At 69.4% G+C, this 25764-nt stretch carries 27 protein-coding genes; 17 read left to right on the top strand and 10 right to left on the bottom strand.

What is annotated here, in order from left to right:
- Positions 1–638: sigma-70 family RNA polymerase sigma factor (locus D180_RS10840; RefSeq protein WP_017912811.1), on the bottom strand; the 638-nt coding region annotated here is incomplete at its 3' end.
- Positions 639–739: 101 nt separating this feature from the next.
- Here D180_RS10840 and D180_RS10835 point away from each other — a divergent pair.
- The 4 genes from D180_RS10835 to D180_RS10820 all read left to right on the top strand — a co-directional run bounded on the left by D180_RS10835 (position 740) and on the right by D180_RS10820 (position 5868).
- Positions 740–2260 carry a fumarate hydratase gene (locus D180_RS10835; RefSeq protein ID WP_017912810.1) on the top strand — a complete coding sequence of 507 codons (1521 nt, stop codon included), beginning with the start codon at positions 740–742 and terminating at the stop codon, positions 2258–2260.
- A gap of 109 nt (positions 2261–2369) precedes the next feature.
- Positions 2370–3005: a glutathione S-transferase family protein gene (locus D180_RS10830; protein WP_017912809.1), complete on the top strand. Its 636-nt coding sequence runs from the start codon at positions 2370–2372 to the stop codon at positions 3003–3005.
- 359 nt (positions 3006–3364) lie between these two features.
- A complete protein-coding gene (locus tag D180_RS10825) occupies positions 3365–3778 on the top strand; it encodes a DUF2946 family protein (protein ID WP_017912808.1) in 414 nt (137 codons plus the stop codon).
- Between the two features lie 35 nt (positions 3779–3813).
- Positions 3814–5868 (top strand): TonB-dependent copper receptor, encoded by a 2055-nt coding sequence (locus D180_RS10820; RefSeq protein ID WP_043090813.1) that lies wholly within the window; start codon positions 3814–3816, stop codon positions 5866–5868.
- A gap of 58 nt (positions 5869–5926) precedes the next feature.
- Here the strand turns inward: D180_RS10820 and D180_RS10815 are convergent, their stop codons facing one another.
- Positions 5927–7078: a phospholipase A gene (locus D180_RS10815; protein ID WP_026143478.1), complete on the bottom strand. Its 1152-nt coding sequence runs from the start codon at positions 7076–7078 to the stop codon at positions 5927–5929.
- Between the two features lie 142 nt (positions 7079–7220).
- Positions 7221–7706 (bottom strand): DUF456 domain-containing protein, encoded by a 486-nt coding sequence (locus D180_RS10810; protein ID WP_043090812.1) that lies wholly within the window; start codon positions 7704–7706, stop codon positions 7221–7223.
- Between the two features lie 239 nt (positions 7707–7945).
- Between D180_RS10810 and D180_RS10805 the strand changes: the two genes are divergently transcribed.
- Positions 7946–8164 carry a cold-shock protein gene (locus D180_RS10805; protein ID WP_017909030.1) on the top strand — a complete coding sequence of 73 codons (219 nt, stop codon included), beginning with the start codon at positions 7946–7948 and terminating at the stop codon, positions 8162–8164.
- Between the two features lie 85 nt (positions 8165–8249).
- Here the strand turns inward: D180_RS10805 and D180_RS10800 are convergent, their stop codons facing one another.
- Together D180_RS10800 and D180_RS10795 are read right to left on the bottom strand one after the other, a co-directional pair.
- Positions 8250–8732, bottom strand: a complete 483-nt coding sequence (locus D180_RS10800; protein WP_017912805.1) for a glycine zipper 2TM domain-containing protein — start codon at positions 8730–8732, stop codon at positions 8250–8252.
- A 251-nt stretch (positions 8733–8983) separates the two neighbouring features.
- Entirely contained in the window at positions 8984–9412 is a 429-nt protein-coding gene (locus D180_RS10795; RefSeq protein ID WP_017912804.1) for a hypothetical protein, read from the bottom strand.
- A 132-nt stretch (positions 9413–9544) separates the two neighbouring features.
- On the opposite strand from D180_RS10795, the gene D180_RS10790 reads away from it, so the two are divergent.
- Positions 9545–10357, top strand: coding sequence for a tRNA threonylcarbamoyladenosine dehydratase (locus D180_RS10790; protein ID WP_017912803.1), 813 nt, complete (start codon positions 9545–9547; stop codon positions 10355–10357).
- Here the strand turns inward: D180_RS10790 and D180_RS10785 are convergent.
- The 3 genes from D180_RS10785 to D180_RS10775 all read right to left on the bottom strand — a co-directional run bounded on the left by D180_RS10785 (position 10354) and on the right by D180_RS10775 (position 13301).
- Positions 10354–11790, bottom strand: a complete 1437-nt coding sequence (locus D180_RS10785) for an EAL domain-containing protein (protein ID WP_017912802.1) — start codon at positions 11788–11790, stop codon at positions 10354–10356. The two genes, D180_RS10790 and D180_RS10785, sit on opposite strands and share 4 nt — an antisense overlap.
- Before the next feature lie 473 nt (positions 11791–12263).
- Complete coding sequence (locus tag D180_RS10780) at positions 12264–13058, bottom strand: TatD family hydrolase (RefSeq protein WP_043090811.1); 795 nt, start codon at positions 13056–13058, stop codon at positions 12264–12266.
- Between the two features lie 6 nt (positions 13059–13064).
- Entirely contained in the window at positions 13065–13301 is a 237-nt protein-coding gene (locus D180_RS10775; protein WP_017912800.1) for a DUF6116 family protein, read from the bottom strand.
- A 173-nt stretch (positions 13302–13474) separates the two neighbouring features.
- Between D180_RS10775 and D180_RS10770 the strand changes: the two genes are divergently transcribed.
- The 6 genes from D180_RS10770 to D180_RS10745 all read left to right on the top strand — a co-directional run bounded on the left by D180_RS10770 (position 13475) and on the right by D180_RS10745 (position 19158).
- The gene (locus D180_RS10770; protein WP_026143201.1) at positions 13475–14290 is read left to right on the top strand and encodes a glycine zipper 2TM domain-containing protein; all 816 of its coding nucleotides are present in this window, start codon (positions 13475–13477) and stop codon (positions 14288–14290) included.
- A gap of 100 nt (positions 14291–14390) precedes the next feature.
- On the top strand, positions 14391–15566 hold the full coding sequence (locus D180_RS10765) for an acyl-CoA dehydrogenase family protein (protein WP_017912798.1): 1176 nt from the start codon (positions 14391–14393) through the stop codon (positions 15564–15566).
- Positions 15567–15614: 48 nt separating this feature from the next.
- Positions 15615–16154 (top strand): GNAT family N-acetyltransferase, encoded by a 540-nt coding sequence (locus D180_RS10760; protein WP_017912797.1) that lies wholly within the window; start codon positions 15615–15617, stop codon positions 16152–16154.
- A 37-nt stretch (positions 16155–16191) separates the two neighbouring features.
- Positions 16192–16869: a glutathione S-transferase family protein gene (locus D180_RS10755; protein WP_017912796.1), complete on the top strand. Its 678-nt coding sequence runs from the start codon at positions 16192–16194 to the stop codon at positions 16867–16869.
- A gap of 52 nt (positions 16870–16921) precedes the next feature.
- Positions 16922–17476, top strand: coding sequence for an NADPH-dependent FMN reductase (locus D180_RS10750; RefSeq protein WP_017912795.1), 555 nt, complete (start codon positions 16922–16924; stop codon positions 17474–17476).
- A 263-nt stretch (positions 17477–17739) separates the two neighbouring features.
- The gene (locus D180_RS10745) at positions 17740–19158 is read left to right on the top strand and encodes a replicative DNA helicase (RefSeq protein ID WP_017909018.1); all 1419 of its coding nucleotides are present in this window, start codon (positions 17740–17742) and stop codon (positions 19156–19158) included.
- Positions 19159–19241: 83 nt separating this feature from the next.
- Here D180_RS10745 and D180_RS10740 read toward each other — a convergent pair whose 3' ends face one another.
- Entirely contained in the window at positions 19242–19757 is a 516-nt protein-coding gene (locus D180_RS10740; protein WP_017912794.1) for a hypothetical protein, read from the bottom strand.
- Between the two features lie 496 nt (positions 19758–20253).
- Here D180_RS10740 and D180_RS10735 point away from each other — a divergent pair, with 496 nt between their 5' ends.
- From D180_RS10735 to D180_RS10725, 3 genes are all read left to right on the top strand, one after another.
- Positions 20254–21675 carry a deoxyribodipyrimidine photo-lyase gene (locus tag D180_RS10735; RefSeq protein WP_017912793.1) on the top strand — a complete coding sequence of 474 codons (1422 nt, stop codon included), beginning with the start codon at positions 20254–20256 and terminating at the stop codon, positions 21673–21675.
- A gap of 96 nt (positions 21676–21771) precedes the next feature.
- A complete protein-coding gene (locus tag D180_RS10730; RefSeq protein WP_017912792.1) occupies positions 21772–23226 on the top strand; it encodes a wax ester/triacylglycerol synthase family O-acyltransferase in 1455 nt (484 codons plus the stop codon).
- A gap of 91 nt (positions 23227–23317) precedes the next feature.
- Positions 23318–24025 (top strand): OmpA family protein, encoded by a 708-nt coding sequence (locus D180_RS10725; RefSeq protein WP_198526544.1) that lies wholly within the window; start codon positions 23318–23320, stop codon positions 24023–24025.
- Between the two features lie 95 nt (positions 24026–24120).
- Here D180_RS10725 and D180_RS10720 read toward each other — a convergent pair whose 3' ends face one another.
- A complete protein-coding gene (locus D180_RS10720) occupies positions 24121–25218 on the bottom strand; it encodes a LysR family transcriptional regulator (protein WP_017912791.1) in 1098 nt (365 codons plus the stop codon).
- A gap of 126 nt (positions 25219–25344) precedes the next feature.
- Here D180_RS10720 and D180_RS10715 point away from each other — a divergent pair, with 126 nt between their 5' ends.
- Positions 25345–25569 carry a hypothetical protein gene (locus D180_RS10715; RefSeq protein ID WP_017912790.1) on the top strand — a complete coding sequence of 75 codons (225 nt, stop codon included), beginning with the start codon at positions 25345–25347 and terminating at the stop codon, positions 25567–25569.
- The coding region (locus D180_RS10710; protein ID WP_043090809.1) for an NmrA family NAD(P)-binding protein at positions 25566–25764 on the top strand (199 nt) is incomplete at its 3' end. The genes D180_RS10715 and D180_RS10710, both read left to right, overlap by 4 nt.

Raw genomic sequence — 25764 nt, 5'->3', positions numbered from 1 at the left:
CTGGCGGTGACCTTGCCGCCGCCGTCGGAGCGCAGCTGCGCGTCGGCATGCAGCAAGGCGACGATGGCGGCGCGGTCGCCGCGTTGCGAGGCGTGCAGGAAGCGGTCGAGCAACTGGCGGTGGCGCTCGGGCGTGACCGCGAAGCGCGCCTGGCCCTGGCCGAGCCGTTCGCGCGCCCGGTGCACCAGTTGCCGGCAGCCGGCCTCGCTGCGCTCCAGGGTGCGGCCGATCTGTGCGTAGTCGTAGTCGAACGCTTCCTTCAACAGGAACGCCGCGCGCTCGTGCGGGTTCAGCCGCTCCAGCAATGCCAGGAACGCCAGCGACACCTGCTCGGCGCGGTCATGGCGCTCGGCCGGGTCGGCGTCTTCTGCGTCGGCGATCTCCAGCGGCTCGGGCAGCCACGGCCCGACGTAGTGGACGCGGGCGCTGCGCGCCGCGCGCAGGCGGTCCAGGCCGAGCCGGGTGGTGGCGGTCACCAGCCAGGCTTCGGGGTCGCGGATCGTGCCGCGGTCGCTGGCCTGCCAGCGCAGCCAGGCGTCCTGCACGATGTCCTCGGCGTCGGCGCGGCTGCCGAGCAGGCGGTAGGCCAGGCCGAACAGCCGGGGGCGGTGGGATTCGAAGGTCGGATCGTGGGTCATGACGACCAGGACGGAACAGGGCGTGCCGGTGTGACAGCGGGCGGGGCCGCCACTTTGCCCTAAAATGGGCGGGTTTCCCCCCGCCAGCCGCAGAGCCAGCCGTGACCTCGATCAAGCAGGAAGACCTCATCCAGTCCGTCGCCGACGCGCTGCAGTACATCAGCTACTACCATCCGGTCGACTACATCAAGAATCTGTCCGCGGCCTACGAGCGCGAGCAGTCGCCGGCGGCCAAGGACGCCATCGCGCAGATCCTGATCAATTCGCGCATGTGCGCCGAGGGCCACCGGCCGATCTGCCAGGACACCGGCATCGTCACCGTGTTCCTCGAGATCGGCATGAACGTGCGCTGGGACGACGCCACCATGGGCGTGGAAGACATGGTCAACGAGGGCGTGCGCCGCGCCTACAACCATCCGGACAACAAGCTGCGCGCCTCGGTGCTGGCCGACCCGGCCGGCAAGCGCCAGAACACCAAGGACAACACCCCGGCGGTGGTCAACGTGAAGGTCGTCCCCGGCGACACCGTCGACGTCATCGTCGCGGCCAAGGGCGGCGGCTCGGAGGCCAAGAGCAAGTTCGCCATGCTCAATCCCTCCGACTCCATCGTCGACTGGGTGCTCAAGACCGTGCCGACCATGGGCGCCGGCTGGTGCCCGCCGGGCATGCTCGGCATCGGCATCGGCGGCACCGCCGAGAAGGCGATGCTGCTGGCCAAGGAAGCGCTGATGGAGCCGATCGACATCGTCGACCTGCAGGCCCGCGGCGCGTCCAACCGTGCCGAGGAGCTGCGCCTTGAACTGTACGAGAAGGTCAACGCGCTGGGCATCGGTGCGCAGGGCCTGGGCGGCCTGACCACGGTGCTGGACATCAAGGTCAAGGACTACCCGACCCACGCCGCCAACCTGCCGGTGGCGCTGATCCCCAATTGCGCGGCCACCCGCCATGCGCACTTCACCCTGGACGGCAGCGGCGCGGTGATGCTGGATCCGCCCTCGCTGGAGGACTGGCCCAAGCTCACCTACAACCCGACCAATGCGCGCCGGGTGAACCTGGACACCATCACCCGCGAGGAAGTGGCCAGCTTCAAGCCGGGCGAGACGATCCTGCTCAACGGCAAGCTGCTCACCGGCCGCGACGCCGCGCACAAGCGCATGATCGACATGCTCAACCGCGGCGAGACGCTGCCGGTGGACTTCACCAACCGCTTCATCTACTACGTCGGCCCGGTCGATCCGGTGCGCGACGAAGTGGTCGGCCCGGCCGGCCCCACCACCGCCACGCGCATGGACAAGTTCACCCGGCAGATGCTGGAGCAGACCGGCCTGCTGGGCATGGTCGGCAAGTCCGAGCGCGGCGATGCGGCGATCGCCGCGATCCGCGACAACAAGGCGGTGTACCTGATGGCGGTCGGCGGCTCGGCCTACCTGGTGTCCAAGGCGATCAAGGCCAGCAAGGTGCTGGCGTTCGAAGATCTGGGCATGGAGGCGATCTACGAGTTCGAGGTCAAGGACATGCCGGTGACCGTGGCGGTCGATGCCAGCGGCGAGTCGGTGCACAAGACCGGCCCGCGCGAGTGGCAGGCGCGCATCGGCAAGATCCCGGTGGTGGTCGAGGCCTGATCGGCCGCAGCGCGAACGCCGGCGAAGTCGCCGGCGTTCCGCGCGGCGCTGGCGGTGCGCCGGCGCCGCGGCAATAATCGGCGCTGGTTCCGTCTCCGGGGAAAGCGTCGTGTCCATCGTGCTTTACGGTTCGCCCAGTACCGCCTCGTTCGTCGTGCACTGGTTGCTGATCGAACTGCAGGTCGATTTCGAACTGCGCATGCTCGATTTCGAGCGCCAGGAGCAGAAGAGCCCCGAGTACCTGGCGCTCAACCCGCAGGGGCGGGTACCGACCCTAGTGCTGGACGGGCAGGTGCTGACCGAATCGGTCGCCATCGCCATGCACCTGGCCGACCTCTATCCGCACGCCGGCCTGGCACCGCCGCCCGGCACCCATGAACGCGCGGCCTATTACCGCTGGATGCTGTTCGGCGCCTACACCCTGATGCCGGCCTACCGCGCCTGGTTCTACGCCGACGAACCGGCCGGCGCCGACAACGTCGAGCACGTGCGCGCCAATGCCCGCGTGTTCCTGGAAAAGGCCTGGGACGAGGTGGCGACCCACCTGGAGCGGGGCGGCCCGTATCTGCTTGGCGAGCACTGCAGCGCCGCCGACTTCGTGCTGGTCATGCTGATGCGCTGGTCGCGCAACATGCCGCGGCCCACCGACAGCTGGCCGGCGCTCAAGGCGCTGGCCGAGCGCATGAAGGCGCGCCCGGCGTTCCACGAAACCTATCGGCGGGAAGGCATTACCGATTGGGCGTGAGGTATGGCGCGGAAGCGTGGTTTCGGAAGCAACGGTGGCTACGTCGTGGGGCGTCGGCTGTCGGGGCGCGGCAGCTTTCTCCGGACAACGAAGATAGGTTCGTTGAGACTCCGCTCGTCCGTTTTTTCTGGTCTTCGACATGAGAGCCGAATCAGCAAAGCGCTGATTCACAAGCACGTGCGCTGAGCGCTCACGTGATTCACCGCGCGCAAGAGGCGTCGCGCGTCGTCGAGCAGCACGCGGCGCCCCCGCCTGCGTCACGTTGTCGCACCCGCCACTGCGGCCGACCCGCTGCCCACTCGGCCGCCTAGAATGATGCGGTGTCCGCCCTCCGTGCTCCCGCCCGACTGCGCCGCCTGATGCGCTGGCCCGCCTTGCTGGCCGCGCTGTTGCTGGTGGTCGCGCCGGTGGCCAGCCGCCTGCTGGAGACCGCAAGCCTGTCGGTGCCGATGTGCACGACGGCCGGGTTGCAGGCGATGCCGGAACTGCCACCGGAACACGGCGCTGCGCACGCGATCCACGCCGATCACCACGAGGTGTCGGGCGCACAGCGCGACCATGGTCCGGCGCACGCCGCCTGCGATTACTGCCTGCTCGCCGCACGGCTGCTGCCGTGGCTGGCGATCGTCCTGCTGCTGGCCGCGGCCTTGCCGGCGCCGAGGGCCGCGACGCCGCTGCGTCATCGCGTCCATGCCGCTGTGCGCTGGCGTGCGCACGGCGCACGCGGGCCGCCACTGAATCTCCAGAGCGCTCTCCTGTTTCCGGTGCGCTAGGCGCGCCGGCGCCGTTCTTTTCTGGAGTCCACCTCATGCCTCAGTTCCTGCCGTCGCCCGCGCGGGCGGCGTTGTCGTGCTGCATTCTTGTCAGTCTGTTTCCCGCTTCCGGCCATGCCGAAGCGCCCGATGCCACCACCCTCGACCGGATGCAGGTGACCGCCACCGCGCCGGTCGCGCCGCTGACCTGGACAGTCGATCCGAAGCTGCCGCGGCAGCCGGTGCCGGCCAGCGACGGCGCCGACTATCTGAAGACCGTGCCGGGCTTCGCCGCGATCCGCAACGGCGGCACCAACGGCGATCCGGTGCTGCGCGGCATGTTCGGCTCGCGGCTCAACGTGCTCAGCAACGACGGCACCCTGGTCGGCGCGTGCCCGGCGCGGATGGACAACGCCTTGTCCTACATCGCGCCGGAGACTTTCGACCGGCTCACCATCGTCAAGGGCCCGCAGACCGTGCGCTGGGGGCCCGGCGCCTCCGCCGGCACCGTGCGCTTCGAGCGCGACACACCGCACTACGCCGCGCCGACGCTGGAAGGCGAGGCCAGCGCGCTGGTCGGGTCGTGGAACCGCAACGACCAGAACCTGGACCTGCGCGGCGGCAACCGCAGCGGCTACGCCCGCGTGGACGCCAACCGCTCCGAGTCCGGCGACTACCGCGATGGCGACGGCGCAGTGGTGCCGTCGCGCCGGCGCAAGTGGAATGCCGACGCCGCGGTCGGCTGGACCCCGGACCCGGACACCGTGCTGGAACTCTCCGCCGGCAGCGGCGACGGCCTGGCCCGCTACGCCGGGCGCAGCATGGACGGCACCCAGTTCCGTCGCACCAGCTACGCCGCGCGCTTCGAGCGCACCGACCTGCCCGGCGCCTGGGAAGCGCTGCGCGCCAACGCCTACGTCAACGACGCCGACCACGTCATGGACAACTACACGTTGCGCCGGCCCAACCCGCAGTCGGCGATGCCGATGCCGATGGCCGCCAACGTGGACCGGCGCACCAGCGGCGGGCGCGTGGAATCGGAGTGGCGCTGGGAGCAGGTCGTGGTCCAGGCCGGCGTCGACACCCAGCAAAGCCGCCACCGCGACCGCAGCGCCAGCGGCGAGGGCGCATACCGGACCGTGCCGTGGCGCACCGACGCGCGGTTCGACAATCTTGGCGCCTTCGCCGAAGCCACCTTCGGCGCCGGCACGGCGCAGCGCTGGATCGCCGGCCTGCGCCTGGATCGCGCGCAGGTCGAGGACACCCGGCGCAGCATCGGCATGATGGGCATGCCCAATCCCACTGCCGGACAGACACGCAGCGAAGACCTGGGCAGCGGTTTTCTGCGCGTGGAGCGCAACCTCTCGGCCGACACCGTCTGGTATGCCGGCCTCGGCCGCAGCGCACGCATGCCGGACTACTGGGAGCTGTTCTCTGCCGACATGGGCCCGATGGGCGCGGCCAACGCCTTCGTCGGGCTACGCCCGGAACGCACCACCCAGCTCGATCTCGGCCTGCAGTACCGCGGCGCGACCGTGCAGGGTTGGGTCTCCGCCTACGCCGGGCGGGTGCAGGACTTCATCCTCTTCACCTATGCCGACGGCGGCATGATGGGCACCACCACCCGCGTCGACAATGTCGATGCGCGCATCGCCGGCGCCGAGGCGGGACTGGATTGGCAGCCGTTGCACGGCCTGACCCTCGGCGGCACGCTGGCCTACGCCTGGGGCGAGAACCGTAGCGACGGCACGCCCTTGCCGCAGATGCCGCCGCTGGAATCGCGGCTGCGACTGGAGTGGGAAGGGCAGCGCTGGTCGGCCGGGGCGCTGCTGCGCGCGGTCGCGCGGCAGGGGCGGGTGGCGTTGGACCAAGGCAACGTGGTCGGCCGCGACCTCGGCCGCAGCGCCGGTTTCGCCACGCTGGGGGTGAGCGGCGGCTACCGGGTCAGTGAGGGGCTGCGGCTGAGCGCCGGCATCGACAACGTGTTCGACCGCCGCTACAGCGAACATCTCAACCTGGCCGGCAGCGCCGATTTCGGCTTCCCGGCCGACCCGGTGCGCATCGCCGAACCGGGCCGCAACCTGTGGTTGAAGGGCAACTACCGGTTCTGAGCAATCGGTGCACGCGACGTCCAGGCAGGCGTCGCGTGCGCCGCTCAGCCGTGGCCGATCAGAACCATTCCAGCAGCGAGATGCCGACGCCGACGTAGGTGGCGCGGTGGTTGTAGTCGATCATGCTCTCGCCATAGCCGTCGAACACCTGCACATGGCCGCGCAGCAGGTTGCTGATCGGGAAGCCCCAGTCCAGCTGCACCGCGCCGTGCGAGCGGTCGCCGCCGCGCAGCGAATGCCGTGCCATCAGCGCCACCTCGTGGCCGTTGCGGTTGTAGATCAGGGTCGCGTCGCCGCGGCCCATGTAGTCCTCGATGTCCGGATTGTTGTCCTGCTTGCGGCTCTCCGGGATGCGGTACCAGGGGCGCAGCACCAGCGCCCAGTTGTCGCGGTCCAGGCCGATGTTGAGCATCGCCCGGTTCCAGCTGCGCGACAGCGGATCGCTGCGGCCGTTGGACTGGTGGGTCAGCTGGATGCCGGTCATCCGTCCCTTCCAGCCGAACAGGCTGTAGTTGTTGCGGAACACCAGCATCAGTTCCGGCTCGTAGTTGGTCTCGCGGAACGGCCGCGACTGCTCCGCGTTGTAGACCTGCCAGCGCGAGCTCTGGGTATATGCGCCCCACAGGTCGCCGTTGTCGCCGAAGATGTTCTCCACGATCTTGGTCTTGAAGCTCAGCTGGAACTTCGCCTCCACGCTGTCCAGCGGCTCGGCGGTGGTCACCGTGTTGACCGGGTTCGGCGAGGACGGCAGCTCGTTCTTCTTGCTGGTCCAGAACGCCGGCAGCAGGTACACCGGCTTGTAGGCGCGCAGCTGGAAGGTGCCCAGCTTGGAGTCCTTGGCCAGTTCCCAGCGGCTGTCCAGCAGCGAGCCCTTGCCGGCATTGGCGATGGTGCTGTCGTAGCGGTCCTGCTTGAAGATCGCGGCGGCGCGCTGGCGGGTGCGCTCGGCGACGCCGGCGTCTTCCGGCACGCTGGCGTCCAGCTGTTGCTTCTGGCGTTCGCTGGCAGCCTTTGCCGCGGCATCGGCGGCCTGCGGATCGGCGGTGCGGCGCGACAACGCCTGGTCGTAGCAGGCCAGGCGGGCGGCGTCGCTGGAAATCGCCACGCAGGCTTCCGGCGAGGCGGGGGTGGGCAGGACTTCCTGCGCGTGCGCAAGCGGCACGGCCGCGATCGACAGCAGCAACAGGGGACGGACCTGACGATGGGACATGCGGTTCTCGCTGCAACGGGCGGCGCGGGCGGGTGGTGCGCTGCCGGGGTGAATGGCCGGCAGGGAAAATACAGGAAGTGACGACAACAGGGTCATCACACGTTCATGCTGCCGCCGCGACGCCGTCTTCAGGCGTACTGCGTCAGAGCAGCCAAGCCACCGCGAACACCGCGAGCATCGCCAGCGCCAGGCCGAGCTTGGCGGCGGTGCCCAGGACGATGCCCAGCCAGGTGCCGACGCCGACGCGGGTCGCCTGGCGCAGTTCGCGGCCGTGCCAGTACTCCCCGGCCAGAGCACCGACGAAGGGACCGACGAACAGCCCGATCGGCATGAAGAACATGCCGGCGATCCCGCCCAGCACCGATCCCCACAGCGCCTTGCGGCTGGCGCCGACGCGCTGCGCACCGAACGCGGTGGCCAGCAGGTCGACCAGCAGCGACAGCGCGGTGAGCACGCCGAGCACGGTCAGCGTCGGCCAGCCGAGCCGCTGGAAGCCGTCGGCCCAGGCCGCCAGCAGCATCCCGGCGAACATCAGCGGCGTACCGGGCAGGGCCGGCAGCAGCACCCCTGCCAGCCCGACCAGCACCAGGAGACCGGCACAGATGTAATAGATGAACGCAGGGTCCACGTGGCTCACCGCGGGGGAGGTTTGGGGGTTGACAGACGGGGTCTTTTTGCTGATTGCATTTTCATTTTGACCGGGGTAAGTTGCAGCCGCTGCGTTTGCAAAGGTCACCGTGAATCGTGGCCTGATGCGGTAGATCCACCGATCCGCTACATCGTTATACCTCGCTTCCTCCTTGCAACCAGCCGCCGCACCCCACGGCGTACCCACCCCTGAGACGTGTTCCAAGGAGTAAGTCGATCATGAACGGCACTGGCAATCGCGAAAACGGCACCGTGAAGTGGTTCAACGATGCCAAGGGTTTCGGTTTCATCAGCCGCGAAAACGGCGAGGACGTGTTCGTGCACTTCCGGGCGATCCAGACCCAGGGCTTCAAGAGCCTGAAGGAAGGCCAGAAGGTCAGCTTCACCGTGGTGCAGGGCCAGAAGGGCCTGCAGGCCGACGCGGTGCAGCCGCTCTGAGGCGTTGTCGCGCGCCGCGTCGCGCGCAGCAAAAAGGCCCGCACTGCGGGCCTTTTTGCGTTTCGGGGCAGGTCGGCGAGGCCGATCAGCGCGGCACGACGCGCCCGTTGACCACGCGCACATAGGTGTTCTCGCGCACACCGGCCAGGTCGCGCTGGTTGACCACGATCACCCGGCCGTCGTCCATCTGCACATGCACGTCGTAGGTGTCGCTGGTGACGTTCTTCTGGATCTGGTTGCCGGCCAGCGCGCCGGCCGCCGCGCCGGCCACCGCCGACACGTTCTGGTTGCCCTTGCTGCCGCCGGTATGGTCGGAAATCTCGTGGCCGGCGACCGCGCCGACGATGCCGCCCAGGATCGCGCCCGTGGCCGACGGCGCGGTGCGGCCGGACGGTACGGTGTCGATGCGGGTGACGATGCCGCAGTCGGCGCAGCGGGTCTGGGTGTAACCGCCGCGCGCCGGCTGGCTGTAGCCGCCGCCGTAACCGCCGCCATAGCCCGGGGACGTGGCGCAGCCTGCCAGCGCCAGGGTCGCCACGGCAGCGGTGGCCATCAGTTGAATCTTCATGGGTGCTCTCCTCGACAGTGATGGAGCGCGGCGGCAGCGCCGCGTTCGCACGCATCCTGTCCACCCCTGCGTGAATGCAACGCCAACCCCGGCAGGTGCCGTTCAGCCTCGCGCCGGCTCGCGTCAGCGGCAATTCATCGACACGCGCACTGGCACATGTGCGCTGAAGCCACGCCGCCAGCGCAGCGAGGCCTGCGTCGGTCCGTCAGCGAACCCCCTGCAGCAAGCTCGGCGCCGCTCTCAGCGAACGCTCAGCGGAAATCGCGGTGGCAGGCGTCGCAGCGTTCGTCGATCTGCTGGCGCGCCTGCGCCAGCGCGGTGCAGTCGGCCGGCGGCTGTGCCAGCGCCGCGTCCACACCGGCGCGCAGCGCATCGGCGTGCTCGCGGAAGCGGCTGTCGTCGGCCAGGTCGGGAAACGCCGTGCCCAGCTCGTCGCCGAGCAGGCGCAGCGTGCGCAGCCGCGCCTGCGGACCCGCGCCGCTGCATTGCCGGTGCGCGGCGTCGCGTTCGAGCAGCGCCAGTTGCTTGCCCATCACCTGCATCAGGCTGCGCGGGAACGGATCCTGCCGCGCCTGCACCGCGCGCAGCGCCATCACCGTCAGCACCAGGCCGAGCAACAGGCCGGCCAGCAGCACGAACAGATAGCGGGACGCGGAAGCGGGCGGGGGCGGCTTGACCATGGGTGGCATGCACGGCGGGATGGAGTGCCGATGGTACGCCTGCGGCGACGCGTCGCGCGCGGGCCGCCAAGCCACGCCGCGAATCCCCAATACCCAATCCCGGCTCCCCAGGCAATCCCCTAAAATGCGCGGATGAACGAACAATGGCGCGAACGCTTCGCCGGCATCGACCGGCTCTACGGGCAAGGCACGATCGCGCGGCTGGCGCAGTGCCGGGTGGCGGTGGTGGGCATGGGCGGGGTCGGCTCGTGGGTGGTCGAGGCGCTGGCGCGCTCGGCCGTCGGGCATCTGACCCTGATCGACGCCGACGACATCTGCGTGTCCAACACCAACCGGCAACTGCCGGCACTGGCCGGTCAGTACGGGCGCAACAAGGCGGTGGCGATGGCCGAGCGCTGCGTGGCGATCAATCCGCAGATCGAGGCGGTGGCGGTCGAGGCCTTCCTCACCCCGACCAACATCGCCGACTTGCTCGATGCCGGCTTCGACCTGGTGATCGATGCCTGCGACAGCTTTCGGGTCAAGGTCGAGACCATCGCCTGGTGCCGGCGGCGCAAGCTGCCGCTGCTGACCGTGGGCTCGGCCGGCGGGCGCACCGACCCGACCCTGGTGCGGATCCGCGACGTGTCGCGCACCGAGCACGACGCCATGCTGGCGCTGATCCGCAAGAAGCTGCGCAGCGAGTTCAATTTCCCCAAGAACCCGCAGCGCTATTTCGGCGTGCCGGCGGTGTACTCGCTGGAGAACGTGCGCTATCCGCAGGCCGATGGCAGCGTCTGCGGACTGCGGCCGGTGCTGGGGCCGGATGCGGCCTTGAACCTGGACTGCGGCGCCGGGCTGGGCGCGGCCACCCACATCACCGGTGCGTTCGCCTTCGCCGCGGTCGGCAAGGCGCTGGAGATGCTGTTGAAGCGCGCGGTGGCGCGCGAGGCGGCGGCCGCCTAGCGCGCGCCGGATGGCGGCGGCGCGTCCGGGGCGCGCGTGGCCGCGCCGCTCATCAGGTTGCGCTCGGTGCCGGCCTGCAGGAAGGCCAGCCGTTCCAGGTCGTGCGCCGGCTGCGGCCGTCCGAACAGGAAGCCCTGGAAGTGCCGGCAACCCATCGCCGAAAGCATCTCGCACTGCTGCGCATCCTCGATGCCTTCGGCGAGCGCGACCATGCCCATCACCTCCGAGATCTCCACGATCTTGGCCAGCAGGCGCCGCGAGGACTCGTCGGCCTTGGCGTCGTTGACGAACTGCCGGTCGATCTTGAGCTTGGTGACCGGCAGCGTCCTGAGCATGGCCAGCGACGAGAAGCCGGTGCCGAAATCGTCCAGCGCCCAGCCGATGCCGAACGCCTTGAGTTCGTGCATCTTGGCGCGCACCCCGGCGGTGTCCACGTACAGCGCCGATTCGGTCAGCTCGAATTCCAGCGACGCCGGCGCCACCCCCTCGCTGGTGATCACCTGCTTCACCGACGCCACGAAGTTGGGATCGAGCAACTGCACCGGGCTGACGTTCACCGCGACCACCAGCGCACGCAGATCCTGCTCGTGCGACCAGCGCCGCAGCGTGCTGCAGGCCTGACGCAGCACTTCCAGTCCCACGTCCCGGATCAGCTGGCTCTCTTCGGCCAGCGGGATGAATTTGTCCGGGGTCAGCAGCTTGCCGCTGGGATGGCGCCAGCGCACCAGCGCCTCGGCGCCGAGCATGCTGCCGTTCGCGCTCACCTGCGGCTGGTACAGCACCTCGATCTCGCCGTTGCCGACTGCGCGCGCCAGTTCCCGCTCCAGCGAAATGCGCGCGTTCACGTCGTTGCGGTAGATGTGCAGGATCGCCGCGAGCAGGCCGGCCGCGCAGGCCATGTTGGAGATCGCGCCGAGTCGGCGCATCCCCAGCGGCGGCGAGGACGCCGGCGCCAGCCAGTCCAGTTCGCCCGAACCGAACGCGACGAAGGCGCCCAGGCACGCCAGCGGGAACACCAGCGCGCGGTAGCGGCGGCTGCGGTCGAACACGAACAGCGCGCCGGCCGCCAGCGGCAGGAAGAAGGTGTGCACCGAGCGCGGCACCGTGCCGATCGGCGCATCGATGATCGAGATCACCAGCACCACCACGAACACGCCATGCGCCACCAGCGACAACGAGGCCTCGTCGCAATGGCGGCGGCGGCACAGCGCGAGCAGGCCGACCGCCGTCAGCCCGACGAAGGCGAGCGCCAGTTCCGGCCGGCCGTAGTACAGGTAGCACACGGTCCACAATGCGCCGAGCGTGGTGCACGAGACCCCGGCCAGGGTCAGGGTGCTGCGCATCTTGCGGCTGCGATTGCTGTCGCGGAATTTCAGGGAGACCCAGCTTTCGCCGTTGGAGACGTGTTTCTCCGAACTCGCACCGCTTTTCATCGTCGTGGCGCTCGCATGCGCGATGGCTCCGCTCGCGCCGGGGCGGCCGCGGAGGAGGCGATCGCACGCGTGCGCCGCGCGCTGTGGAGAAGCGGGTAGGGGATACGGCTTGCCGGTTGTTTCACGCCAGGATGATCCGATCTGCCAGAACGCGTGCCATCGAGCCGGCCGCCGAGCCTTTTGCTGAGAGCGAACGGGTTCACACTCCGGTGCCTGGCGGACAAAAGATCCGCTCGCCGTTCAGCGCGGTGCACAGTAGCAGAAGCCAGCAGGCGGAAACCCTGTCGAAAGACCGTGATCCGGTAGCCCAGTTCACAGTTTCGTACGAAAGATGCGCGGCAAGCGACGTTCGCGCGGATTGCTGCAGCGTGGAGCTGCGCGTTGGCCAGCGTGCCTGTGTGCCGAGCGGCGCTTGCGCGGGGCGCCGCCACGCCGGCGAGCGGTGTGCGCTGTGTCTGCGGGACAGTCCTGCGTCAGCCCGGCGCGGCTGTGTCGGGAAGCACGTCGGGCAGGCCGAACAAGCGCCGCGCATTGGCCGTGGTCTGCGCGGCGATGGAGTCGGCAGGTGCGTCGCGCAGCGCGGCAATGGTGTCCAGCACCGTGCGCAGCCGCGCCGGTTCGTTGCGCTGGCCGCGGATCGCGGCATCGGGCTGGTCCGGCGCATCGGTTTCCAGCAGCAGCTGTTGCAACGGAACCGTGGCGGCGAGCCGGCGCAGGCGCTGCGCCCGTGCGTAGGTGACCGGCCCGCCCAGGCCGATCAGGAAATCCAGCGACTGCAACTGTGCCGCCTGCTCGGCGCTGCCGGCGAAACTGTGCACCACGCCACGCAGGCGCCCGACCTTGCGGATCGCCAGGATCACCGCGTCCACCGCGCGCCGCGCATGCACGATCACCGGCAGGTCGAACTCTCGTGCCAGTTGCAGCTGGCCGGCGAAGTAGCGCTGCTGCTCGGCTTCGTCCAAGCCTTCGACGAAGAAGTCCAGGCCGCATTCGCCGATCGCGCAGGGACGCTCGCGTTCGATCCACTCGCCGAGCAAGGGCAGGTGCTCGGGCCGGTGCTCGGCCAGAAACAGCGGATGCAGGCCATACGCCGGATACAGGCCGGGCGCGGCCGCGCAGACCGCACGCAGCTTCGCCCAGGACGCCGCGGTCACCGCCGGCACCACCTGCGCCTGCACGCCCGCCGCCTGCGCGCGCGCGATCACCGCGTCGCGGTCCGGATCGAACTCTTCCGCGTCCAGGTGGCAGTGGCTGTCGATCAACGGCATCGGCGCTCAGCGGCGCACGCGTTGCGCGGTCGAGTTCAGCGGCTCGGTGGCCGGCGCCGGGGTGCGGGTCTTCCAGTTGGCCAGCAGCAGGGTTCCCAGGCCGAACACGATCTCGTCGATGAAGGGCACCGGATCGGGTAGCAGCACGCTCAGCACGAACAGCCCGGCGGTGATCTTGAACAGCGTCGGGTAGCGCAATTTGCCCGCCCAGCGCAGCAGCGGATAGACGATCGGGTTGGGCATGTCAGGTGCTCCGGGGCAGCGGTGGAAACGCTAACAGCTTTGATATGGCGACGTTCCGGGGGCGTTACCAGTTGCGAGTACGCCGCGTTACTGAATAGGGAGCGGATCGGTTCAGCTTCGGCATGGTAATCACAGCACCGTAGACAACGCGGTCAGCCCGCAGGAGAGCACACATGAAAAGCACTACGACAACCGTTCTGGTCGCGGCTGGCGCCTTGCTGGTCGGCGGCGTCGCCACCGCGGCCTTCATGAACAATCGCGACAAACCCGTGGACGTCGCCAGCGGCGACGTGCGCCCGGCCCTGGACAATACCCGCGGCGACAGCGCGATGGACAACAGCGTCGGCGGCAAGCTCGAGTACGCCGACGTGGTCCGGGTCGACCCGATCACCCAGAAGCAGCAGCGCTACGCCGAGGTGATCGGCACCGAGCCGCTGCGCCAGACCTCCACCACCACCACGCCGCGCCAGGTGTGCAACGACGTGGTGGTGCAGGAGCGCCTGCCCGAGCGCGACGGCAATGTCGGCGGCACCGTGGTCGGCGCGGTGGTCGGTGGCCTGCTCGGCAACCAGATCGGCCATGGCAACGGCCGCAAGGCCGCGACCGCGGCCGGCGCGGTGGCCGGTGGCTTCATCGGCAACCGCATCGACCAGAACCATGTCGGCGGCCGCGTGGTCGACCGTACCGAGCGCCAGTGCCACACCGAGAACAGCACCGCGCAGTCCTCGACCATCACCGGCTACAACGTGACCTACCGCAACGACGACGGCACCACCGGCACCATGCGCATGGACAGCAAGCCGGGCAGCCGCATCGCCATGGGCACGCAGGACGTGGTCAAGGGCTATGACGTGACCTACCGTTACGACGGCCAGGAAAAGACCGTGCGCATGGACGACCGCCCGAACAGCGATCGCCTGCCGGTGCTGGACGGCCGCCTGGTCACCCAGACCGCCTCGGCCGGCGACGTCGCCGTCAGCCAGCGCTGAGTCGCAGCGCGGTTGCACCTCCGAAGGCCGGCGCGTGCGCCGGCCTTCGTCTATCTGCGGGCGGCGGCGCGGGCGGGGCCGATACAATGCGGTTTTCGCCGTGGACACCACCATGCCCCTGCCTTGCGACGACCTGTTCAACGTAGCCGCGCTGCTCAGCGAGGAGGAACGCGCGATCCAGCAGGCGGTGGCGCGCTTCGTCGATGCCAAGGTGTTGCCGGTGATCGGCGACGCCTTCGACCAGGCGCGGTTCCCGCGCGAACTGGTGCCGGAACTAGCGCAACTGGGGCTGCTCGGCGCCAGCCTGCCCGCCGGGCAAGGCGGTGGCGGCCTCAACGCGGTCTGCTACGGCCTGATCTGTCAGGAACTGGAGCGCGGCGACAGCGGCCTGCGCAGCTTCGTCAGCGTGCAGTCCTCGCTATGCATGTACCCGATCCATGCCTATGGCAGCGACGCGCAACGCCAGCGCTGGTTGCCGGCGATGGCCGCCGGCACGGCGATCGGCTGCTTCGGCCTGACCGAGTCCCAGGGCGGCTCCGACCCGGCGGCGATGCAGACCCGTGCGGTGCGCGACGGCGACGGTTGGCGCCTGAGCGGCAGCAAGATGTGGATCACCAACGGCAGCATCGCCGACGTGGCGATCGTGTGGGCACAGACCGACGACGGCATCCAGGGTTTCCTGGTCGAGGCCGGCACTCCGGGCTTCGGCACCCAGGGCATCGCGCACAAGATGAGCCTGCGCGCCTCGGTGACCTCGGCGCTGTTCTTCGACGACGTGCGCCTGCCCGACAGCCAGCGCCTGCCCGGCGTGCGCGGCTTGAAGGGGCCGCTGGGCTGCCTGACCCAGGCCCGCTACGGCATCAGCTGGGGCGCGATCGGCGCGGCCATCGCCTGCCTGCGCGAGGCGCTGGCCTATGCCGGCGAGCGCATGCTGTTCGGGCGGCCACTGGCGGCGACGCAGAGCGCGCAGATCAAGCTGGCCGACATGGCACGGCGCATCGCCAGCGCGCAGTTGCTGGCGCTGCAACTGGGCCGGCTCAAGGACGCCGGCATGCTGCAGCCGGCGCAGGTGTCGCTGGCCAAGTGGAACAACGTGCGCATGGCGCTGGACATCGCGCGGGAGTGCCGCGACCTGCTCGGCGGCGCCGGCATCACCACCGACTACGGCGCGATCCGGCATGCGCTGAACCTGGAATCGGTGATCACCTACGAGGGCACCGAGACCGTGCACCAACTGGTGGTCGGCCGCGAACTGACCGGCATCAATGCGTTTTGAAGCCATCGCCCGCGGCCGGCTGCGGGCCTGTTCACAGGAGAACCGACGATGAGCGTCTTCGATGTGCGCGTGGAAACCGAGCGCCTGGTGCTGCGCCCGCCCACTGCCGAGGATTTCGCGGCGTTCTGCGCCTTTTCCGCCGACGCCGAGACCATGCATCACCTTGGCGGCGTGCAGGCGCCATCGGTGGTCTGGCGCAGCCTGACCTCGCTGGTCGGCAGCTGGCAGTTGCAGGGATTTGCGATGTTCTCGGTGATCGAGAAGCGCAGCGGGCAGTGGATCGGCCGGGTCGGTCCCTGGCAGCCGCACGGCTGGCCGGGTCCGGAGGTCGGCTGGGGCATCGCCCGCGCGTTCTGGGGCCAGGGCTATGCGCCGGAGGCAGCCACGGCGTCGATCGACTGGGCGTTCGCGCAATTGGGCTGGACCGAGGTGATCCACACCATCGTGCCGGACAACGCCAACTCCAAGGCGGTGGCGGCCAAGCTAGGCTCGCGCTACCTGCGCCAGGACCGCCTGCCGGAGCCGCTGCAGGCGTTCGAGGTGGAAGTGTGGGGCCAGTCGCGCGCGCAGTGGCAGGCGCGGCGCTGAGCCACGACGACGGCAGCATTCGACACAGGAGCAGCACATGGCATCCGAACGTTTTCCCCTGACCGTGTACGGCATGGCGCTGTCCGGCAATTGCTACAAGGTGCGGCTGTTGCTGGACCAGCTCGGTTGCGGCTACCGCTGGGTCGAGGTCGACAGCGCCAACGGCCAGACCCGCACCCCGGCGTTCCTGGCCAAGAATCCCAACGGCAAGGTGCCGCTGCTGGAACGCGAGGACGGGCGCGTGCTGGCCGAATCCAACGCCATCCTGTGCTGGCTGGCCGAGGGCACCGGCTATCTGCCCGCCGATCCCTGGCAGCGCGCGCAGGCGCTGAGCTGGCTGTTCTTCGAGCAGTACAGCCACGAACCCTATGTGGCGGTGGCGCGCTTCGTCTGCGGCTGGACGCCGCCCGACTCTCCGCGCCGTGCCGAACTGCCGCGCCTGCGCGAGGGCGCGCTGCGGGCGCTGGCGGTGATGGAGCAGCACCTGCAGGCGCAGGCCTGGTTCACCGGGCCGGCCTACGGCATCGCCGATATCGCGTTGTTCGCCTATACGCATTGCGCCGGCGATGCCGGCATCGCGCTGACCCAGTATCCGGCACTGTGCGACTGGCTGCAGCGGGTGCGCGCGACGCCGGGTTTCGTGGCGCTGCCGCCGCTGCCGGAGGACGTGCAGGCACGCCTGGCGCAGACCGGGACGTCAACGGCGTTCACCTGACTGCCGCGCGCCGGCGGCTAGCCTGCAGGTCCATTCGGTCAGGAGTAACGCCATGAGCCAGTACCGCATCGCCGTGTTCGTCGGCAGCCTGCGCAAGGAATCGTTCAACCGGCGTCTGGCGCACGCGCTTGAGCGACTTGCGGGCGACCGCGCCCGTTTCGAGTACGTGGAGATCGGCGACCTGCCGCTGTACAACCAGGACCACGACCACGACTATCCGGCGCAGGGCCGGCGCCTGAAGACGCAGGTCAGCGGCGCCGACGCGGTGCTGTTCGTCACCCCCGAATACAACCGTTCCATCCCCGGCGTGCTCAAGAACGCCATCGACCTGGGCTCGCGTCCGTACGGCGAGAGCGCCTTCGCCGGCAAGCCGGCGGCGGTGTGCGGGACCTCGCCGGGGGCGATCGGCACCGCCATGGCGCAGCAGCACCTGCGCAACGTGCTGGCCTACCTGGACATGCCGGTGCTGGGGCAGCCGGAGATCTTTCTGCAGTTCAAGGAGGGCCTGATCGCCGAGGACGGCGCGATCGACGACGAGCGCACGCGCAAGTTCCTCGCCGGCTTCGTCGACAAGTTCATCGCCTGGATCGACGAACTGCAGGCCTGAAGAGCCATCGCGGCGCGTGCCGTGGTGCGCGGATGGGGCAGGGCGGGCCTTGTGCGACGCGGTCTCGGCGAGGTTCTCAACCGCTTGTCCCCAGACTTGTCCCCAGCCTCTGGCGAGGCGTGGCGACCCAGGTGCCGCCGCTCAGGCAGGCGCCCTGTGTCGAGCGTCGCCCTAGCCCCGGCCGGGCGCGGCGACTAAAATCGGCGCCCGGGCCGCGGTGAGGCCGCGCCCGGCGCCCGCGCCCCACAGAGAAGACCCAGCCTATGTCCGCCCGTCCCGGCTACCGCGGCGATCGCAAAAGCGAGCGCAGCGAACGCAGCGAGCCGCGTCTCGACCAGTTGCGCGTGCCGCCGCACTCGATCGAGGCCGAACAGGCCGTGCTCGGCGGCCTGATGCTGGCGCCGGACGCCTACGACCGGGTCAACGACCAGCTCACCGAGAACGATTTCTACCGGCGCGATCATCAGTTGATCTACCGCGCGATCCGCGAGCTGGCCGAGAAGGGACGCCCGTTCGATGCGGTGACCCTGGGCGAGTGGTTCGAATCGCAGGGCAAGCTGGAGATGGTCGGCGACGGCGCCTACCTGATCGAACTGGCCAGCACCACGCCCTCGGCCGCCAACATCGTCGCCTACGCCGAGATCGTCCGCGACAAGGCGGTGCTGCGGCAGTTGATCGAGGTCGGCACCACCATCGTCAACGACGGCTTCCAGCCGGAAGGGCGCGAGAGTTCGGAACTGCTGGCATCGGCGGAAAAGGCGGTGTTCCAGATCGCCGAGGCCGGCGCGCGCGGGCGCAGCGACTTCGTGGCGATGCCCGGCGCGTTGAAGGACGCGTTCGAGGAACTGCGCAACCGCTTCGAGAACGGCGGCAACATCACCGGCCTGCCGACCGGCTACAACGACTTCGACGCGATGACCGCCGGCCTGCAGCCGACCGACCTGATCATCCTCGCCGCGCGTCCGGCGATGGGCAAGACCACCTTCGCGCTGAACATCGCCGAATACGCGGCGATCAAGTCGAAGAAGGCGGTGGCGGTGTTCTCGATGGAAATGTCCGCCTCGCAGCTGGCGATGCGCCTGATCTCCTCCAACGGCCGCATCAACGCGCAGCGCCTGCGTACCGGCCAGCTCGAGGACGAGGACTGGGCGCGGGTCACCGGCGCGATCAAGATGCTCAAGGAGACCAAGATCTTCATCGACGACACGCCGGGCGTGTCGCCGGAAGTGCTGCGCTCCAAGGCGCGCCGGCTCAAGCGCGAGCACGACCTGGGCCTGATCGTGATCGACTACCTGCAGCTGATGTCGGTGCCCGGCAACAGCGAGAACCGCGCCACCGAGATCTCGGAGATCTCGCGCTCGCTCAAGGGCCTGGCCAAGGAGCTGGGGGTGCCGGTGATCGCGTTGTCGCAGCTCAACCGCTCGCTGGAAACCCGCACCGACAAGCGCCCGGTGATGGCCGACCTGCGCGAATCCGGCGCGATCGAGCAGGACGCGGACATGATCGTGTTCATCTACCGCGACGACTACTACAACAAGGAAAATTCGCCGGACAAGGGCCTGGCCGAAATCATCATCGGCAAGCACCGCGGCGGCCCGACCGGGTCGTGCAAGCTCAAGTTCTTCGGCGAATACACCCGCTTCGACAATCTCGCCCACGATTCGGTGGGCGCGTTCGAGTAAGCCTGCGCGCTACACGCACATCATCTTGCGAGTGCGGCGCCCGGTACGTTCCGGGCGCCGCCTGGTAGCGTATGGAGCGAGGATCACTCGGGGATCTGGATTTCCATGTTGCTAGTGGTGTCGTAGGTGTTGGCACCATATTCTGCGTGGTGAGTGCACACCACGGTGATCTTGCGATAGGTGCCATAGCCGAGGACCCAAGGAGATTTGAAATGCACGTCGACCAGGGCGCCGTTGCGTTCCTCGTCGTAGTCAGACCCGGAGTGGCCATATACGTCGTAGGCTTTGCAGTTCACGTTCATGTAGTCGGCGTCGATACGGTTATTACTGGCATTGGCGAAGCGCGAGTACGCGCGGATCACCACACGCTTGGCACCGGCTGGACCATTTTCGGTCTGATATCCCTGGTTCTGGATCACGCCCTGCAGCGTGTAGACCGGCGTGCTGCCGCCGCCACCACCGCCGCCACACGACGCTTCGGCGTCGCCTTGCAAGACTTCGTTCTGCTGCAGCCCGGGTTCGGGCTCGCACGCCATCGCCAGCGGGGCGGCGAGACTCAGTGCGAGGGTGAGGGCGGCTTTTGCGATGCGCTTGTCCATGGGTCTTGCTCTCCTGAAATCATTGCGGATGTCGGCGATGGGCGTGGCCGTGCTGCGCCGTTGGCTGCCCGCAGCGCGTCGCGGCCCTGTCGATGCAGGTCCGGGCGCGGGCGGTTCGGGGCGCACGCAACCGCGCTCGCCGGCCGTGATGACCGTGAGATCGCAGAGGCGATGGCGGATGTCCCCGTGCGCGCGAGACGGCCGTGGCCATGTCGTGCGCGGTGCAGCGAAAGCACGGATGACGTCCTTCCCCGGAACGTCATCCATCAGCAGCGGTCGCGGCGCCGTTTCGACATGACGGCGCCCGCCACGGCGTTATAGCAGGGCGGACGAGGCGCGCGTGCGCGGCGCGCGGCGATGTCTACGAAATCCGGCCAGCGCGACACTTGCTGCGCCAGGATCGGTGGTGTCGAAGCATGTGCGACTCGCGCCGCATGCTCACCTGGCCGCTGCACCCGATCCGTATCATGGCGCGTCCTTCGCTGCGTCCCCTCGCATGAGCTACGCCATCGTCTGGTTCCGGCGCGACCTGCGCCTGCACGATCAACCTGCCTTGCAGGCCGCTCTGGATGCCGGGCATACGCCGGTGCCGGTGTACCTGCACAGCCCGGAAGACGAGGGCCCATGGGCCGCGGGCGCGGCTTCGCGCAGCTGGCTGCAGCGCTCGCTGGCGGCATTGGACGCGCAACTGCGCGCGCGCGGTTCGCGCCTGATCCTGCGCCAGGGCCCGGCCGAGACCGCCTTGCGCCAGGTGATCGCCGACTGCGGCGCAGTGGCGGTGTACTGGAACCGCCGCTACGAGCCGGCCACGCAGCCGCGCGATGTGCGGCTCAAGCGCGAACTGCGCGAGCAGGGCCTGGAGGTGCACAGCCACAACAGCGCGCTGCTGTTCGAACCCTGGCAACTGGCGACGCAGCAGGGCGGCCCGTACAAGGTGTTCACCCCGTTCTGGCGCAGCGCCTTGAGCCATTGGCAGGTGCCCGCGTTGCAGGCCGCGCCGAAGACGCTGCCAGCGCCGCCCAAGGATCTGGACAGCCTGCCGCTGGAACGACTCGGCCTGGCGCCGGCGCTGGACTGGGATCGCGGCTTCTGGGAGGTCTGGCAGCCGGGCGAGGCGGGCGCACACGAGGCGCTGGACGTGTTCGTCGACGGCGCGCTGCGCGACTATCTCGATGGCCGCGACCGCCCCGACCAGGTCGGCACCTCGCGGCTGTCGCCGCACCTGCATTTCGGCGAGATCGCGCCATGGCGCATCGTCGCGACGCTGGAACGGCAGCGCCGCGCCGCCACCGCCGCGGCGATCGACGGCTACATCCGCCAACTGGGCTGGCGCGATTTCGCCCACCACCTGCTGCACCATTTCCCGGACACGCCCGAGCGCAACCTCAACCCGCGCTTCGAGCGCTTTCGCTGGGCCAAGCCCGATGCGGCGACATTGCACGCCTGGCAGCGCGGCCGCACCGGCGTGCCGATCGTCGATGCCGGCCTGCGCGAGCTGTGGCACACCGGCTGGATGCACAACCGCGTGCGCATGATCGTCGCCAGCTACCTGTGCAAGCACCTGCGCGTGCATTGGTCCGAAGGCGCGCGCTGGTTCTGGGACACCCTGGTCGATGCCGACCTGGCCAACAACACCCTGGGCTGGCAGTGGGTGGCCGGCACCGGCGCCGACGCCGCACCGTATTTCCGCGTGTTCAATCCGGTGACCCAGGCGCAAAAGTTCGATCCGAAGGGCGAGTACATCGCGCGTTGGGTGCCGGAACTGGCGGCGCTGCCGGTGGCCGACCGCTTCGCGCCCTGGCAGGCGCCGCAGCGGCTGGCGCAGGCTGCGCCGCAGTATCCGCGGCAGCCGATCGTGGACCTGGCCGCCGGCCGCGATGCGGCGCTGGCCGCCTATCGCGAGACCGCCGCCGGCTGAGCACGGGCTCGGTGTTGCGCGGCGCAGCACGGCCGCAGGCGCGATTGACGCCCTTCGCGGGGCCATGATTCACTCCGGGCTCGGACAGGAGCCCGCATGGCCACCAGCTCAGCTCGCCGCAAGCCGCAGCGCGAACCGATGTCGCGCGTGGACACCGCCTGGTTGCGGATGGACCGGCCGACCAATCCGATGATGATCACCGGCGTGCTGATGTTCGACGAGCCGCTGGCCCTGCCTGCGCTCAAGCAACTGGTGCGCAAGCGCTTCCTGGCCTTCCCGCGGTTCCTGCAGAAGCCGGTGGAGACCGCCACCGGCGCCTACTGGCAGCGCGACGACGATTTCGATCTGGACTGGCACGTGCGTCTTTCGGCCTTGCCCGGGCGCGGGCAGAAGAAGGCGCTGGAGCGCTTCGCCGGGCAGATGGCCTCCACGCCCTTGGACAAGACCAAGCCGCTGTGGCAGTTCCACCTGATCGAGCGCTACGAAGGCGGCTCGGCGCTGGTGGCGCGCATCCACCACAGCTATGCCGACGGCATCGCGCTGGTGCAGGTGCTGCTGTCGCTGACCGATACCCAGCGCACCCCGGAGCCGTCGGCGCAGCTCGGGCGCGCCTGGCTCAAGGACGACGGCAAGGAGGTGGTGCGCCGGGTCGGCGCGGTGGACCGCTACCTCAAGCTCGGCGGGCGCATGCTCGACAAGGGCCGGGCGATGGCGCAGGACCCGAACCTGCCCCAGATGCTGGCGCGCGAAGGCGGGCTGATCGGCCGCGAACTGGTCAATGCGCTGCTGCTGGCCGACGATCCGCCGACGCTGCTGCGCGGCCGCCTCGGCGTCAGCAAGCGCGTGGCCTGGGCCGAGCCGCTGGACCTGGACGAGGTCAAGGCGGTGGGCCGCGCCTGCGACTGCACGGTCAACGACGTGCTGATGGCGACCATGGCCGGCGCCCTGCGCGACTACATGCTCGAACGCGGCGAACGCCTGGACGGGGTGACCCTGCGCGCCACCGTGCCGGTCAACCTGCGCCCGCTGGAGCACGCGCGCAAGCTCGGCAACCACTTCGGCCTGGTGTTCCTGGACCTGCCGGTGGGCGAGGCCAATCCGGTGCGGCGCCTGCAGTGCGTGGCCGAGTCGATGCAGCAGCTCAAGCAGTCGCGGCAGGCGATGGTGGTGTTCGGCCTGCTGGCGGCGGTGGGCATGGCGCCGGCGGCGCTGCAGTCGGCGGCGCTGGACCTGTTCAGCCGCAAGGCCACCACCGTGGCGACCAACGTGCCGGGGCCGCAGCAGCCGCTGTACCTGGCCGGCAGCCGCGTGCGCGAGATGATGTTCTGGGTGCCGCAGACCGGCTCGATCGGTGTCGGCGTGTCGATCATGAGCTACAACCACCGCGTGCACTTCGGCCTGATCGGCGATGCGCGGCTGATTCCCGATCCGGACGCGGTGATGCGGCGGGTCGGCGCCGAGTTCGAAAAACTGCTGTACCTGGCGCTGATGGGCGATTGGGAGCAGCCGCTGCGCGCGGCCGACGCCGAAGATCTGCTGCCGTCTTCCTGAACCGGGCGCATCGCGCGCCGGGCTGCGTTCATCCGCGCCTCGCGTGGCCCTGTTTATGCTGCGGCCACGTCAAACCAGGTTCGGAGAGAACATGATGAAAACGACCACCCTTCGCGGCGTGTCCGTGGCCCTGGCCAGTGCGCTGGTGCTGTCCGCCTGCGCCACCGGCGGCTCCTACGTGCAGCGCGACCAGTACGGCAATCCCACCGAGCAGCAGAACCGTACCGGCCGCGGCGCGCTGATCGGCACCGCGGTCGGCGTCGCCGCCGGCCTGCTCAGCGGCAGCAGCGCCACCGAGCGCCGCCAGCACGCGATGATCGGCGCCGGCATCGGCGCGCTCAGCGGCGCGGCGATCGGCAACTACCAGGATCGGCAGGAACGCGCGCTGCGCGAGCGCACCGCCAACACCGGTATCGACGTGCGCCGCGACGGCGACAACATCACCCTCAATCTGCCCGACGGCATCACCTTCGACTTCAACCAGTCCACGCTCAAGCCGCAGTTCTATTCGGCGCTCAACGGCGTGGCCCAGACCCTGGGCGAATACAACCAGACCATGATCGAAGTGGTCGGCCACACCGACAGCATCGGCAGCGATGCGGTCAACCAGCGTCTGTCCGAACAGCGCGCGTCCTCGGTGGCCGCCTACCTGACCGCGCAGGGCGTGCAGCCCGAGCGCATCCAGACCCTGGGCGCCGGCAAGAAGTACCCGATCGCCGACAACAGCACCGAGGCCGGTCGCGCGCAGAACCGCCGCGTGGAGATCCGCGTGGTGCCGCTGCGCGCCTCGGCCGGCTGACCGATCCGATCCGCCGACCGCAACGACGAACGGGCCGCATTGCGGCCCGTTCGCGTTTTTGCGCTGCTGCTGCGACGCGTTGTGCGCGGCGCGGCTCAGACCAGTGCCGCGTCCTCTTCGTCCTCGGCTTCCGTCTCCAGCGCCGCCGGCACCGGCGCCGGTGTGGCTGCGACGCGCGGCAGGCTGGCCAGCGACTGCGTGTTCATCGCCACGCCGCTGCACAGGGTGAACTCCGCGCCGTCCTCGGCCTGCTGCGTGGCCAGCTTGGCCGGGCACTGCGCCATCATGTAGCTGACGTCGAAGTTGAGCTTGTCGACCAGGAAGTCGACGAAGGCGCGCACCTTCGGCGAGAGCATGCGCCCGCCCGGGAACACTGCGTTGAAGTCCAGGTCCGGCCCGACCCAGCCGCCGAGCACGCGCCGCGCCTTGCCGGCCTCGATCAGCGGCTTGATCGTCGCGTCGCTGGCCAGCACCAGGCCTTCGCCGCAGACCAGGCCGCCGATCAGCGCCGCCGAATCGTTGGCCAGCAGGATCGGCTGGACCAGGAATTCGCCGCTCTGCTTGCCGTTGCGCAGCGGCCAGCACAGCCGGGTGCCGCCGCCGCGGCCGTTGCTCAGTGCCAGCGTACGGTGGTGCTGCAGGTCGTCCGGATGCAGCGGTTCGCCATGCCGCTCGATGTAATACGGGCTGGCGAAGACCTGGGTGCGGAAGGTGGCGAGCTTGCGCGCGACCATGGTCGAATCCGGCAGCGTGCCCATGTGCAGGGCCACGTCCACGCCTTCGGCGATCGGGTCGACCTTGTCGCTGGTCATGATCATCTCCAGGCGCACCTCCGGGTGCTGGCGGTGGAATTCGCCCAGGATCGGCGCCACCCACGAGATGCCGGCCGAATAGGGCACGCTGAAGCGCAGCCAGCCGCGCGGGCCGGCCTGCAGCTGGCCCACCGCGCTCTCGGCTTCCTCCAGTTCGCGGGCGATGCGCTGGCAATGCTCGTGGTAGACCGCGCCGGCCTCGGTCAGCCCGAGCCGGCGCGTGGTCCGGTGCAGCAGGCGCGCGCCCAGCCGTGCCTCCAGGTCCTGCACCTTGCGGCTGACGGTGGTCTTGGGCAGGCCGAGGGCATTGGCCGCGGCGATGAAGCTGCCTTGCTCGACCACCTTGACGAAGATCAGGGTGTCGTTCAGATCGTGGCTCATGGCGGTTCCTTGAGGTGGAGACGATTGGACCGATAGCGGGACGATTATTCCCCTTAATTCGGACTAATCAAGTGCGGCTTTGGCGCCTAATTTGTCCGCATTCGCCATCCCCGACGAGCTTTGCCCATGTCGATGCGCACGCTGTTCCAGTTTTTCGCCTGCCCCGATCGCCAGCTGCGGCGCCGTTCCGCGCCGGTGGCGACGGCGCAATCCCTTTACCCGAGGGCGTTTCGCGAGTTCACGCCGCCGCCGCGGCGGCAGGGCGGCAGCAGCCTGCGCCTGGGCGCGTCCGGCACCGACCGGCTGGGGCGAATCGCGATTGTCCCGTCCGCGGGAGGAAAAGTCCCGTGAGCGGGACGTTGGCCCCCGAGGTCCTGGTCCTCGGCGGCAGCGGCACGGTCGGGCAGGGCGTGGTCCAGGCGTTGCTGGAGGCGGGCAGCCCGGTGCTGGCGGTGGCGCGCGATCGCGCCCGCCTGGCCGCGCTGCGCGATCGCCACCGCGACGAACCCGGGCTGGACGTGCTGTGCGGCTCGGTCGCCACCGACG

This window comes from Xanthomonas sp. SHU 166 (assembly GCF_000364685.1).
In the GTDB taxonomy this organism is placed as follows: Bacteria; Pseudomonadota; Gammaproteobacteria; order Xanthomonadales; family Xanthomonadaceae; genus Xanthomonas_A; species Xanthomonas_A sontii.
Note: the sequence above shows the minus strand (reverse complement) of the source record. Positions and strands in the feature narration are given on the sequence as shown.